Below are 13079 nucleotides of genomic sequence, written 5' to 3' on the forward strand. Positions count from 1 at the left end.
TAGGATGGGAATCAAGGTCACTATGCCTTGGCTCGAGCACTTGACGTGCCCGTCAGCACAAAACCGAACGTAAGGGTATTGCACAAATAGCTGAAAAGTTCAGTGCATGGACACTCGGGTGAGTCTTAGCGTCTGACTAGTGGCTCTTATTGACTATTGGAGGAAGCCAACGCCTTTAAATCCCTTTCCGTCGCGGAGAATTCGGAAATTGTCGCAGCCGAATTTCCTCGGTTATGGATTGATAGAGGCGTTGCTTAGAACATGTAAGGGAGAAGGTCTGTCGTGACTGACCGAACGACCCCCGAATCACCTTCCACGCTGCCACCAAACTTCGAGGAATTGCAGAATTCCTGGTATCAGGGCGTGGCCAAGGTATTCGCGCGGGTGCACAAGCAAGACGTTGCAGATGTACCGCTCGATATTTGGAAACGACTGATTCAGACCACCTATGACGGTGTCGATGTTCGCCCGCTCTACACCCGCGCGGACGAGCTCGCGGAAAGCCCAGCTCCGGGCCAGTTCCCATTCGTCCGTGGCGCAAAGGTCACTTCGGACAACACCAACGGTTGGGGCGTTCGGGAAACCTTCGGTCGCCAGTACCCAGGTGAGGATGCACTTGACCCAAAGGCCGTCAACGAGACTCTGCTGACTGCACTGGAAAACGGCACCACGGACATCCGCCTGGACTTCACCGGCTCCCTCGAAGCCGCTGATGTGCCGGCTCTGCTCAACAACGTCTACGTCGACCTTGCTCCGATTGCCGTGCATGCCGGTAAGAAGACTGCGCAGGTTGCGGAAGCACTGACGTCCTACATCGAGCAGGCAAACCCGACTAATCCGGACGCCGTCGCAGTCGAGCTTTCCGCGGCTCCGCTGACCTCCGCTTTTGCCGGTATTGACGATATTTCTCTCGACGAGGCCACGCAGCTGGCCGTCAAGGCGGCTAAGCAGCCGGGCGACGTCCGTGCCCTGCTTGTCGACGGCGTTGTTTTCTCCAACCTGGGTGCAAACAACATCCAGGAGATTGGCTACAGTCTCGCCGTTGGTGTCGCCTACTTGCGTGCGCTGACCGACGCGGGCTTGAGCGCTGAAGAAGCCCTCGGCCAGATCGCTTTCCGCTTTGCCGCTACCGACGACCAGTTCGACACCATTGCGAAGTTCCGCGCCGCTCGCGTTCTCTGGGCCCGCGTTGCTGAGGTTATCGGCGCCCCTGAAGCTGGCCGCGCTCCGATGCACGCCGTGACAGCCCCGGTCATGTTCAGCCAGCGCGATCCGTGGGTCAACATGCTGCGTGTGACTGTCGCCTCCTTCGCCGCAGGTGTCGGCGGTGCCTCCTCAGTTGAGGTTCTGCCGTTTGATTACGCAGTTGTCGGCGGCATGCCGAACGTCTCCAAGACTTTCAAGGCTCGCATCGCTCGCAACACCAATCTGTTGCTGCTGGAAGAGTCTCACCTTGGTTACGTCGCCGACCCAGCAGGTGGCTCCTACTTCGTCGAAGACCTGACCGAAGAAATGGCCGACAAGGCATGGGAGATCTTTACCGGCACTGAGGCCGGCGGCGGTTTCGCCTCCGCGGAGGCCGATATTCGCGCCGCCCTGGACGCTACCTGGGAAAAGCGCCGCGCCGACATCGCACACCGCCGCACCAAGGTCACCGCCATCAACGAGTTCCCGAACCTGGCTGAGGCCCCACTGGCTCCTGAGGCCCGCCCGGAGGGCGACCCGATTCGCCGTTGGGCCAGCGACTTCGAGGCGCTGCGCAACCGCTCCGATGACTTCCTGGCTGAAAAGGGCAACCGTCCGCTGATTGCCATGCTGCCGCTGGGTCCGCTGGCCAAGCACAACATCCGCACTGGTTTTACCTCCAACCTGCTGGCTTCCGGCGGTATCGCCGTCGCCAACCCCGGCCAGGTTGTGCCGGGCGAGGCAGGTTTCGAAGAGGCAGTGAAGGCCTCTCCGATTGTCGTGCTGTGCGCAGCCGACAGCGAGTACGAGGCCTCGGGCCAGGACGCTGTCAAGGCCGCCCGCGCCGCCGGCGCTAAGGAGGTCTTGGTGGCCGGCTCCGAGAAGAGCTTCGCCAATGCCGCTGAGGACGCTCGCCCCGACGGATACCTGAACATGACCATCGATGCTGTCGCGGAGCTGTCCCGACTGCTGAACGAACTGGGAGCGTGAAGGAAGTAATGACCACCATCCCAAATTTCGCTGACATCTCCCGCAACACCGACGACGCAGCCGCTGCCACCAACAAGGCAGCTGCCGCGGAAGCTGGTGAAGTGTGGACCATTCCAGAGGGCATCGATGTCAAGCGCGTCTACGATCGCGCTGACCGCGACGCCGCTGCTGCCGAGGGCCACCCGGTAGATTCTTTCCCGGGTATCGCCCCATTCATGCGCGGGCCGTACCCGACCATGTACACCAACCAACCGTGGACTATTCGCCAGTACGCTGGCTTCTCCACCGCAGCTGAGTCCAATGCCTTCTACCGCCGCAACCTCGCGGCCGGCCAGAAGGGCCTTTCGGTCGCTTTCGACCTGGCTACCCACCGTGGCTACGACTCGGACAACCCGCGTGTGTCCGGCGACGTCGGTATGGCCGGCGTGGCAATTGACTCGATTTACGACATGCGTGAGCTCTTCCAGGGCATTGACCTGGGCGGCGTCTCGGTGTCTATGACCATGAACGGCGCTGTGCTGCCGATTCTGGCCTTCTACATTGTCACCGCTGAAGAGCAGGGCGTTTCGACCGAGCAGCTGCGCGGTACGATCCAGAACGACATTCTCAAGGAGTTCATGGTTCGTAACACGTACATCTACCCGCCGAAGCCTTCGATGCGAATCATCTCCTCGATCTTCGAGTACACCTCGGCAAAGATGCCGAAGTTCAACTCGATTTCGATTTCCGGCTACCACATTCAGGAAGCGGGCGCGACGGCCGACCTTGAGCTCGCTTACACGCTTGCCGACGGCATCGAGTACCTGCGGGCCGGTATTGACGCTGGCCTGGAAGTTGATAAGTTCGCTCCGCGTCTGTCCTTCTTCTGGGGCATCTCGATGAACACCTTCACCGAGATCGCCAAGCTGCGTGCAGGCCGCATCCTCTGGTCCGAGCTGGTTGGCAAGTTTGGCCCGAAGAACCCGAAGTCCCAGTCCCTGCGTACTCACTCGCAGACCTCTGGTTGGTCGCTGACCGCTCAGGATGTCTACAACAACGTCGCGCGTACTGCTGTTGAGGCTATGGCCGCAACACAGGGCCACACCCAGTCGCTGCACACCAACGCACTGGACGAGGCTCTGGCACTGCCGACTGACTTCTCAGCCCGTATTGCTCGTAACACTCAGCTGCTGCTTCAGCAGGAGTCCAACACCACGCGTCCGGTTGATCCGTGGGCTGGTTCCTACTACATCGAGTGGCTGACTAATGAGCTGGTCAAGCGTGCACGCCAGCACATCGACGAGGTCGAAGAGGCCGGCGGTATGGCACAGGCCACCATCGAGGGCATTCCGAAGCTGCGTATTGAAGAGGCTGCAGCTCGTACGCAGGCCCGTATTGACTCGGGTCGTCAGGCTCTCATCGGCGTGAATAAGTACCAGGTCGAAGAGGACGAGGCCATCGAGGTTCTCAAGGTTGAGAACTCCCGCGTGCGCCAGGAGCAGATTGACAAGCTGGCTCGCCTGCGCGCCGAGCGCGACGAGGAAGAGGTTCAGAAGGCACTGGCCGCTCTGACCGACGCTTGCCGTAACCCGGGTGAACCGGGGGACCTGGACAAGAACCTTTTGAAGCTCGCTGTCGACTGTGCTCGCGCCATGGCCTCCATCGGTGAAATCTCCGACGCCATGGAAGAGGTCTTTGGCCGCCATCAGGCCGAGATCCGTACTCTCTCCGGCGTCTACAAGGACGAAGTTGGCAAGGAGGGAGCCGTGTCCAACGTCTCCAAGGCCATCGCCATGGCCGATAAGTTCGAAGAGCAGGAAGGTCGCCGTCCCCGTATCTTCCTGGCCAAGATGGGCCAGGATGGTCACGACCGTGGCCAGAAGGTCATCGCGTCCGCCTACGCGGACCTCGGCATGGACGTTGACGTGGGACCGCTGTTCCAAACTCCGGAGGAGGCCGCCAAGTCGGCAGTCGACTCGGATGTCCACGTCGTCGGTGTTTCTTCGCTGGCCGCCGGACACCTGACGCTCGTTCCTGCCCTGCGCGATGAGCTGGCAAAACTGGGTCGTGAGGACATCATGATTGTTGTCGGTGGTGTTATCCCACCGGGCGACTTCCAGGAACTCTACGATGCCGGCGCCGCGGCTATTTACCCGCCGGGCACTGTCATCGCTGATTCGGCAATCGACATGATGACCAAGCTCTCTAACGAGCTGGGCCTCGACCTTGCCGTTGACGAAGAGTCCTAAATAACTACCGCATCCGCGCTGGGCTGACTGTTCAGCTCAGCGCGTTGTCGGAATTGAGAAGTAGCGATGAACGAGTATCTTGAAGAAAACCTGGGCACCCTCGTCACTACCGCTGGCACGGTCGTTGAGGGAAAGACCGCTGTAGCCCCCGAAGTCGTCCGCCGTGCGCGACGACGGATCGATGTCGACGACCTCTTTGAGGGCGTGCGGGCTGGAAACCGCACTAAGTTGGCCCGGGCAATCACGCTGCTGGAGTCGACTGCTCCGGCGCATAAGGTGCTGGCTCAGGAACTACTGGTGAAGTTGCTGCCATTTTCCGGCAAGGCCATGCGTGTCGGCCTTACCGGCGTCCCCGGCGTCGGTAAATCAACCACGATTGAAACCCTCGGACTGAAGCTGATCGAGGAGGGCCACCGCGTTGCAGTGCTGGCCATCGACCCGTCGTCGACGAAGTCCGGTGGTTCGATTCTGGGCGACAAGACCCGTATGTCCCGACTCTCGGCCGCGGATGAAGCCTTCATTCGTCCGTCGCCCTCTGCGGGCACACTCGGTGGTGTCGCCAAGGCAACGCGTGAGGCCATGGTGGTGCTCGAGGCCGCAGGCTACGACATTGTCATCGTCGAAACTGTCGGCGTCGGTCAGTCCGAGGTCGCGGTGGCCCAGATGGTGGATACGTTTGCGTTTCTGGCACTCGCCGGCGCTGGTGACCAGCTCCAGGGCATCAAGAAGGGTGTGCTGGAGATGGCCGACGTGATTTCTATCAACAAGGCGGATGGTAAGAACTTGCGCCCGGCAAAGCGCGCTGCGCGTGATCTGATGACGGCCATGAAGATGGTTCGTTCCTCAGACCAAGTCTGGACGCCACCGGTACTGACTATGTCGGCATTGGAGGACGACGGCATCGACAAGTTCTGGCAAGCCATCGAAGACCATGTCGAGGCTATGCACGAGAATCATCTCTTTGATGAAAACCGCGCTAACCAGCAGATTAAGTGGATGTGGTCCATGGTTCACGAGACGCTCTTGCAGCGGCTCAACACCAACGAGGCTGTGCAGACAGAGAGCACCCTGGTGGAAAAACAACTCCGCTCGGGGCTGCTCACACCGACGCTCGCCGCCCAGCGCATCATGGAGGCATTTGACCAGGGAAGGGCATCGAACGCCGGGCTCGCCAACTAGGTTCAGAAAGGCGCGGGGTTTTCGTCGTAAAGCGAGTAAAGCGGGCGTATCCGTGTGCGCCTACTGACCGCGGTGATGGGGCGGATCGCTGTAGAGCGTGTGTTCGGCGAAGTGGAGAGCGTTGATCACCAGGTTGGTGAGGTGCTCGTCGGGCTGAGAGTAGAAGCTAGACGTGCCCTCCTTGCGGGTCTGCACCATATTGGCCATGCGCAACTTCGCCAGGTGTTGAGAAATCGCGGGGACGGGGCGATCGAGCGCGCTAGCGATGGCGGTGACGGTCATCTCCCCGTCACGAAGGAGTGACAGGATGGAGAGACGCGTCTTGTCGGCCATCAACTTCAGTACGTTAGTGGCAACGTCGAACTCGGTGCTCGTAGGAGCCTTCTCAGTCATTTGGAGGGGTAGTCCTTTCGAAGTCGACATACCAAACGCTTGCGATGTTCAATGAGTTGAACCTTACTACGTATTGATACCAGTATTCAATTTCAGATGTCACAATAGGCTGTCACGAAAAGGGGAGAGTGCACCTAAGGGGCCGCGACCAAAGGTACTGAAAATTCCTTCAGTAATATCATCTGCATGGATTGGTTGATGGGTACCTTCCCGTGGCTGGTGGAGGACTTAACGTGGTGGCAAGTACTATTTTTCGCACTCGACTACACGATTAAGTTCATCGCGATTGGATGGGTGCCGGAAAACCGAAGCCCATCGGCTTCGACGGCGTGGCTGCTGCTGATTCTGCTGATTCCATTTATCGGCCTACCTCTGTTCCTCTTCCTGGGCTCGCAGCAGATTACGGGCCGTCGGCATGAGGTACAGGCACTGGCACAGGAGCTCATTGCGGAACGTACCGAGCATCTGCCCGACGTACCGGACGATGCCGAGATAGAAGATGACGTTGTCAACGTATTCAAGCTCTCGCGCCAGCTCACGGGAATGCCGGCAATTGCCAGCGCGGAAAAGGGACTTTTCACCGAATTCGACGCCTCCATTGACCGCATGATTGAGACCATCGATGCGGCCCAGAAATCAATCCACGTGCAGTCCTACATCTTTGCACTGGATTCCAGCACGGAGCCTTTCATACAGGCTCTTGAACGCGCGCACGACAGGGGACTAGAGGTCAAGGTACTGGTCGATCCAATTGGTTCGTGGAAGTACCCCGGCTACTACAAGCTGAAAAAGCGCCTGGACCAGGCTAAAATCTCCTGGCACCCGATGCTGCCCGTGAGCTTGCTGAAGCTCACCTGGCGCCGCCTGGATCTGCGTAATCACCGCAAGCTCGTAGTTGTTGACGGCGACATTGTATTCATGGGCTCGCAGAATTTGATTGAGCCCGAATATCAGAAGAAAAAGAACCATAAGATCGGCCGTCGCTGGGTGGACACGTGGATTGAGCTCGAGGGCGATATTGCGCTGGCCTTCGACGCAATTTTCGCGGTTGATTGGACCAGCGAGCTATACAAGACCCCAGACGCCACCAGGGACTATTCACTCCACAACACCGAAGTCAACGACAACTACAACGTTGTCCAGGTGCTGCCGTCGGGTCCGGGCTTCAGCACGGAGCCGAACCTGCGCGTCTTCAATAACATGATCTACCAGGCACACGAGCGGATTATCGCCGTCAGCCCGTACTTCGTCCCCGACGAATCCATGCTCATGGCGCTGACCTCTGCCGCATATGGAGGCATCGACGTCCAGCTCTACGTCAACGAAGAGTCCGATCAGTTCATGGTCGGCCACGCGCAGCAGTCCTACTACCAGGCACTGCTAACCGCTGGCGTGAAGATCTACCGCTATCCGGCGCCTGCGGTCCTGCACTCCAAGTTCATGGTTATCGACGACCGCATGGCCATGTTCGGCTCCTCCAATCTGGATATGCGCTCGTTCGGCCTCAACTACGAGATCACGCTTCTTTCCGCCGCCGGTTCCATCGTGGACAAACTGATCATGCTTGCCGACGAGTACCGCGACAAATCTTTCCTGCTCACCCAGGAGGAATGGAATGACCGGCCCCTTCGTCAGCGCTACCTGGACTCTGTTTTCCGCTTGACCTCGGCGCTGCAATAGGGCAGTCCCATTGGTCCGACAGACAAAGCAAAAATCCCGAGAGCTGCACTAATTGCAGTTTCTCGGGATTTATCTTGTGTCCGGAGGGGGACTTGAACCCCCACGCCCGTTAATAGGGCACTAGCACCTCAAGCTAGCGCGTCTGCCATTCCGCCACCCGGACCGGGTAGGAAGCACTTCCGTGCTGACCTGTGATACTGTATCCCGACTACATAATGAAACACAAATTGGCAGGTCAGAGGGGCATTAGCGCGCCAAACCTGGGTGTAATTACATCAGCGGTGTTAGCCCCGCATCCGCCTTGGATTCGCACTGAGAATCAGGCCCTGCAGATAGGGAGTCTTGTAAAGTCCCTGCAGCGCGCTCATAAAGTAGGCACACTGGTAGTTATGACTACGAATTCCAACGACACCGCAAACGACACTGCAAATGCTCCGGTTTTCCCGGGACCAGATCCGTACGCACCGCTGAAGGATTTGCCAACCTTCGAGCTGTCCTCGCCAGATATCAAGGACGGCGAGAAGATTGCGGATGAATTCCGCGCTCCGTCGAATGTTTCCCCACAACTGGATTGGGCAAATCTGCCGGAGGGCACTAAGTCCATTGCCGTGACCTGCTTCGATCCGGATGCTCCGACCGCTTCGGGCTTCTGGCACTGGGCTGTCTTCAACATTCCAGCGACCGAAAAGGGTCTGCCACAGGGAGCTGGCTCCGAAGACGGCTCTAAGCTGCCAGAAGGCGCTATCCAGCTTGTCGGCGACTCGGGCATGCGTGGTCACTACGGAGCTAACCCACCGGCGCAGCATGCCCCACACCGTTACATGTATGCGGTGCACGCGGTCGACGTGGAGAAGCTTGAAGTTCCGGAAGATGCGACGCCGACCGTGCTTGGCTTCAATCTGTACTTCCACTCGATTGCGCGTGCCATCATCACGCCGTGGTGGGAGAACGTCGGGGAGTAGGGATACGACGCCCACACGGGCAACTCAACCGACCGGGCACGCTACTCATACAGAAAACCCCGGGGCCAGCGCCTTCATGGCCGCTGGCCCCGGGGTCACGTGTTTATTGGGTTAGGAAGCCTCAACGGCTTTCAGCAATTAACCACGCCACGGCAGACCACAGCCGACTGCCTCCGAAATGGAGTAGAATCCCTGAGCTCGAATCTGGCGAGCCAACCCTTGGTGAATGTCACGAATCCAGTCCGGACCGCCATAAATCAACGGTGTGTAGCCCTGCAGTAGGGAAGCGCCGTTGGCAATCCGCTCCCACGCTTGCTCAGCCGTTTCTATGCCGCCGACGCTGATGAGAACTAGTTTGTCTCCGACGCGCTCGTGCAGCAGCTTCAGCGCCTCTAGTGACCGAGCTGCCACAGGAGCACCCGAGACTCCACCGGCCCCCATCTCCGCGACCTCATCCGCGGGCGTACGCAGGCCCTCGCGAGAAATGGTGGTGTTGGTAGCCACAATGCCCGCCAGCCCCAGGTCAACCGCCAAGTCAGCAACTGCGATGACATCATCGTCGGAGAGATCAGGAGCAATCTTGACCAGCACCGGCGAGTCGGTCTCCTCAGTCACCGCTGCCAGAATCGGGCGCAGTGACTCCACTGCCTGAAGGTCGCGCAGACCCGGCGTATTCGGTGAGGAGACGTTGACAACAACGTAGTCCGCCAAGCCGCCGAGCTGGCTAGCCGATTCTCGATAGTCATCGACGGCCTCTTCCAGCGGAGTCACCTTGGTCTTACCAATGTTGATACCAATCACGTCGTCACTGCGACGCGCCCGCAAGTTCTCCGCTACAGCAGCGGCGCCGGGGTTGTTGAAACCCATGCGGTTCAAAATGGCGCGATCTTCCTTCAGACGGAACAGACGCGGGCGATCGTTGCCCGGCTGCGGCTTGGCAGTCACGGTTCCCAGTTCCGCGTAGCCAAAACCAATTGGCCCCCAGCAATCCGGAGCAATAGCAGCCTTGTCGAAGCCCGCGGCGAGCCCCAGCGGACGCGGGAAGTCCACGCCGAACACGGTTTGACGCAGCACAGCATCGTCAACAACGAGTAACTTGCTCACCGCCCGCTGTAGACTCTCCGACTTCTGCAGCCCCTTCAGGGTCTTCGAGATGGCCTCGTGAATCTGCTCCGGTGGGACCTGGAACATTGCCTTTAGCGCGAGTTGATAGGACTTGGCGCGAAGTTTCGAAGGCATCTACTTAGTCTCTCCCTCGGAGTCGTCTGCTCCCTTGGTGTCACCTGCACCGGTCGGTAGTTTATCGGCTGGTTCCCGAACCGACATCTCCTCACGAATCTTCTCTGCATCCTGCTTGAAATCAGCAATTGCCTTATCGACGTCCGCGGAGTCAAAAATCTGGGCCCCGTCACCGGTAGCCGAGAAGACGCCAATCTGGCCATCCTCGGTGGCAACAATCGACTGTGGATCTGCAACCGTGTTGATGTCCGCGACCTTGACTGGGGTACCCGAGCTGATGTCGTAGCCAGTCAGCTTGTTCACCTTCGTCGAAGTCACCCAGACAATTCCGCGCGATTCATCGACCGCTACCGCCCACGGAGCCTCCGGGGCCGGAGCTGCCTGGTGGAGGCGAATGACGTCAGTGGCAGTGTAAATAAGAAGCTGGTTGCCCTTGGTGTCTGCGGCAGCAATGACATGATCACCGGAAGCTACCTTGCCGACGCCGATACCCGCACGCAGCGCAGAGCCAGCGCGGGACTCATCGAGCTTGAGCTCATGCACCGAAGTCTCCGGACGGTTGACCTCTAACAGCTTGACGTCCGCGTCATTGTCCGCTTTGGGAATCTCAACGAGCTGCGACCCGTTATTGGCAGCCTTGAAGTCACTGGCCAACTCACCATCAGCGCCGAACACATCGACGACATTGCTATCCGCATGGGCACCGATGATGCGGCCGCCTTCCAGGCCAACTGCGGCGGAGTAGTTGGTGCCACGGCCGACAACGGCCGTTTCCGTAGCCTGGTCAGTAATGACGTGGATGCCATCTTCACACGGCAGCAAAGCGTTAGGGCCGCCCGGCGCGAGCTCACCACACTTCGCGCCCAGCTTCATTGATCGCTCAATTGGGTTATTCAGCGGACCGGCAAAGATTTTGTCCCCGGCCTTCAGGACAACTCGGTCGCCGACCAGCACGGCATCGGTAACGCCCTCATCAATCTTCTTGGCCCTCCCGATAGCAGTATCGGGAGCAGCGGGTGAAGCGGCCGGCACTGGCGTGGCGTTGCCCATTCCGGCATCGATGTCTCCTTCCACATCGGAGGAGCACCCTGCCAGGACCACTGCGCTAGCGGAAAGCCCCGCTAGAAGGGAGGTTATGACACGTCGACGACTGTTTTCACTCACGCTATAGAAACTACCACCCCGGCCTGATTACTTTGTGGACGCCTCCAGCCGTGGGAGGCTCTCGCATTCGTTGTGCCTTATAAGTCTTTATAAGAATGCGGTTACTGATTACAGCGTGACGTCGTCAAGCGCGTTGCAAATCTGCGGTGGCAGCGTGAGTTGTTCGGCGGTGAGGTTTTCGCGTAGCTGAGCGCGGTCTCGAGCGCCAACGAGGATCGAGGTGACGCCCGGCCGATCGCGTGCCCAGGAAATCGCTGCGACGGCAGCACTGACGCCGAGCCCCTTGGCTGCGGTGGTCAGCGCGCCTGCAACCGTGACGCCGCGCGTGTCGAGATAGTCCTGTACCTCTGCGTCGGCGTGTTCGGAAGCAGCGCGGGAGTCCTCGGGAATGATGTGCTGGTATTTGGCGGTCAAAACGCCTTGGGCCAGTGGGGCGCCACCGATAAAGCCGAGCCCCAAATGCTCACAGGCGGGCAGTAGTTCAGCCTCAGGGCTTCGCTGGAGCAGCGAGTACTCATGCTGTGCGAACACCGGAGCGATTCGATCCGCGGCGGCATGCGTCACCGCCGCCTGCCAACCGCTGTATCCACGCACTCCGGCGTAACGTACTTTCCCCGTGAGCACAGCCCATTCCAGGGTATCGGCGACCTCTTCCGGTGGGGTCAGCCCATCCCAGTAGCCGGGCGACCACAGATCAATGTGTTCGACGCCGAGGCGTGCGAGCGTATCGTCGAGGTCCTTTTGCAGTGTCTTACGCGAGCAGTCCACGCGCCTGCCGACGGGCCGCTCGGGGTGTATGCCAGATGCGACCGAGAGCACCAATTCGTCGGCGACACCGCGCTTTGCGATGACTGCACCCAGCATGTCGGCAACAGTGTCGCCGCCGTGGAGTGGGGAAGCGTCGACAAGGTTGCCTCCGGCGTCGAGGAAGTCCGTCAGGATGCGTCCGGCTTCGTCTTGCCTGGTACCCGCACCCCAGGTGGCCGTACCCAGCCCCAAGGCGGAGACGCGTAAACCGCTGTTGCCCAGAATTCGTTGTTGCACGATTTTTACTTTAGGACACCCGTGTGCGGTCGCGGGAAAAGTTCCGCGGGAGAGGTCTCGCTATCGCCGCACCGAAACCTCGCTATAGCCACAACACAAACCGGACGAGTAGCCTATACACCCGTGACTATCATGACGACACTAAGCGCCTCAGCAGATACCGCTGCCGATACCGCCGGCACCGGTATGACCTGGGCGCAGACAATCATCCTGTCCGTAGTGCAAGGTCTGACGGAATTTCTCCCGGTGAGTTCCTCGGGGCACCTTCGGATTGTCTCCGAGCTGCTGTGGGGCCAGGACGCCGGTGCATCCTTCACCGCTGTGGTGCAGCTTGGCACCGAATTGGCTGTGTTGGTGTTCTTCGCCAAGGACATCTGGCAGATCCTCACTGGCTGGTTTGCCGGTCTGTTCAATAAGGAAGCCCGCGGTTTCAACTACCGCATGGGTTGGATGGTGATTGTCGGTACGCTGCCGATTGCCATCATCGGTGTGCTGGGGAAGGACCTCATCCGCGATAACCTGCGCAATCTCTGGATTACAGCCGCTGTGTTGGTGCTTTTCTCCTTTGTCTTTATCGCCGCAGAGGAGTTCGGCCGTCGTGAGCGCAACTATGAAGAGCTGACCATGCGAGATGCCATCGTCATGGGTTTCGCGCAGTGCCTGGCGCTCATTCCGGGTGTGTCGCGCTCGGGCGGTACGGTGTCTGCCGGCCTGTTCTTGCACTTGGACCGAGAGGTTGCAACGCGCTTTTCCTTCCTGCTGGCTATCCCCGCTGTTTTCGCTGCTGGAATTTTTTCGCTTCCAGACGCGTTTGACCCTGCGGCGGGACAGGCCGCTAGTGGAGCGCAATTGGCCATCGGTACGCTGATTGCCTTCGTCGTCGGCTATGCGTCTATTGCATGGCTGCTGAAGTTCGTGTCGAACCACTCCTTCGCTTGGTTCGCCGCGTACCGCATCCCGGTCGGTTTGATTGTTATGGTGTTGCTCGGCTTCGGCACGATCAACGCTGTTTAGT

Annotated in this window: 10 protein-coding genes and 1 tRNA gene; 6 read left to right on the plus strand and 5 right to left on the minus strand. The window is 59.4% G+C overall.

Features of this window, described 5'->3' with window-relative positions:
- Positions 1 to 282: 282 nt before the first annotated feature.
- The 3 genes from QP995_RS03415 (at position 283) to meaB (ending at position 5582) form a co-directional block, all read left to right on the plus strand.
- Complete coding sequence (locus QP995_RS03415) at positions 283 to 2175, plus strand: methylmalonyl-CoA mutase family protein (RefSeq protein WP_048734125.1); 1893 nt, start codon at positions 283 to 285, stop codon at positions 2173 to 2175.
- Positions 2176 to 2183: 8 nt separating this feature from the next.
- On the plus strand, positions 2184 to 4403 hold the full coding sequence (gene scpA / locus QP995_RS03420; protein WP_005510731.1) for a methylmalonyl-CoA mutase: 2220 nt from the start codon (positions 2184 to 2186) through the stop codon (positions 4401 to 4403).
- A gap of 66 nt (positions 4404 to 4469) precedes the next feature.
- Positions 4470 to 5582: a methylmalonyl Co-A mutase-associated GTPase MeaB gene (gene meaB, locus QP995_RS03425; RefSeq protein WP_048734122.1), complete on the plus strand. Its 1113-nt coding sequence runs from the start codon at positions 4470 to 4472 to the stop codon at positions 5580 to 5582.
- Positions 5583 to 5642: 60 nt separating this feature from the next.
- On the opposite strand, the gene QP995_RS03430 is transcribed toward meaB, so the two are convergent.
- Entirely contained in the window at positions 5643 to 5975 is a 333-nt protein-coding gene (locus QP995_RS03430; protein ID WP_150961404.1) for an ArsR/SmtB family transcription factor, read from the minus strand.
- Positions 5976 to 6161: 186 nt separating this feature from the next.
- Between QP995_RS03430 and cls the strand changes: the two genes are divergently transcribed.
- The gene (gene cls, locus QP995_RS03435) at positions 6162 to 7655 is read left to right on the plus strand and encodes a cardiolipin synthase (protein ID WP_070547124.1); all 1494 of its coding nucleotides are present in this window, start codon (positions 6162 to 6164) and stop codon (positions 7653 to 7655) included.
- Positions 7656 to 7732: 77 nt separating this feature from the next.
- Here cls and QP995_RS03440 read toward each other — a convergent pair.
- A tRNA-Leu gene (locus QP995_RS03440) sits at positions 7733 to 7818 on the minus strand.
- A gap of 226 nt (positions 7819 to 8044) precedes the next feature.
- On the opposite strand from QP995_RS03440, the gene QP995_RS03445 reads away from it, so the two are divergent.
- Entirely contained in the window at positions 8045 to 8617 is a 573-nt protein-coding gene (locus QP995_RS03445; protein ID WP_049170574.1) for a YbhB/YbcL family Raf kinase inhibitor-like protein, read from the plus strand.
- A 138-nt stretch (positions 8618 to 8755) separates the two neighbouring features.
- Here the strand turns inward: QP995_RS03445 and QP995_RS03450 are convergent, their stop codons facing one another.
- From QP995_RS03450 to QP995_RS03460, 3 genes are all read right to left on the minus strand, one after another.
- On the minus strand, positions 8756 to 9856 hold the full coding sequence (locus QP995_RS03450) for a quinone-dependent dihydroorotate dehydrogenase (RefSeq protein WP_150961251.1): 1101 nt from the start codon (positions 9854 to 9856) through the stop codon (positions 8756 to 8758).
- A complete protein-coding gene (locus tag QP995_RS03455; protein WP_187403982.1) occupies positions 9857 to 11020 on the minus strand; it encodes a hypothetical protein in 1164 nt (387 codons plus the stop codon).
- Between the two features lie 108 nt (positions 11021 to 11128).
- On the minus strand, positions 11129 to 12064 hold the full coding sequence (locus tag QP995_RS03460; protein ID WP_016422785.1) for an aldo/keto reductase: 936 nt from the start codon (positions 12062 to 12064) through the stop codon (positions 11129 to 11131).
- Between the two features lie 132 nt (positions 12065 to 12196).
- Here QP995_RS03460 and QP995_RS03465 point away from each other — a divergent pair, with 132 nt between their 5' ends.
- The gene (locus QP995_RS03465) at positions 12197 to 13078 is read left to right on the plus strand and encodes an undecaprenyl-diphosphate phosphatase (protein ID WP_150961268.1); all 882 of its coding nucleotides are present in this window, start codon (positions 12197 to 12199) and stop codon (positions 13076 to 13078) included.
- Position 13079: the final 1 nt, after the last annotated feature.

Source organism: Corynebacterium sp. MSK032, from assembly GCF_030232065.1.
GTDB classification, from domain to species: domain Bacteria; phylum Actinomycetota; class Actinomycetes; order Mycobacteriales; family Mycobacteriaceae; genus Corynebacterium; species Corynebacterium jeikeium_D.

What these genes read in the sequence shown, in the direction of transcription:
- scpA (WP_005510731.1), top strand. Translation starts at nt 2,184, where the DNA reads ATGACCACCATCCCAAATTTCGCTGACATCTCCCGCAACACCGACGAC.
- meaB (WP_048734122.1), top strand. Translation starts at nt 4,470, where the DNA reads ATGAACGAGTATCTTGAAGAAAACCTGGGCACCCTCGTCACTACCGCT.
- QP995_RS03430 (WP_150961404.1), bottom strand. Translation starts at nt 5,975, where the DNA reads ATGACTGAGAAGGCTCCTACGAGCACCGAGTTCGACGTTGCCACTAAC.
- cls (WP_070547124.1), top strand. Translation starts at nt 6,162, where the DNA reads ATGGATTGGTTGATGGGTACCTTCCCGTGGCTGGTGGAGGACTTAACG.
- QP995_RS03445 (WP_049170574.1), top strand. Translation starts at nt 8,045, where the DNA reads ATGACTACGAATTCCAACGACACCGCAAACGACACTGCAAATGCTCCG.
- QP995_RS03450 (WP_150961251.1), bottom strand. Translation starts at nt 9,856, where the DNA reads ATGCCTTCGAAACTTCGCGCCAAGTCCTATCAACTCGCGCTAAAGGCA.
- QP995_RS03465 (WP_150961268.1), top strand. Translation starts at nt 12,197, where the DNA reads ATGACGACACTAAGCGCCTCAGCAGATACCGCTGCCGATACCGCCGGC.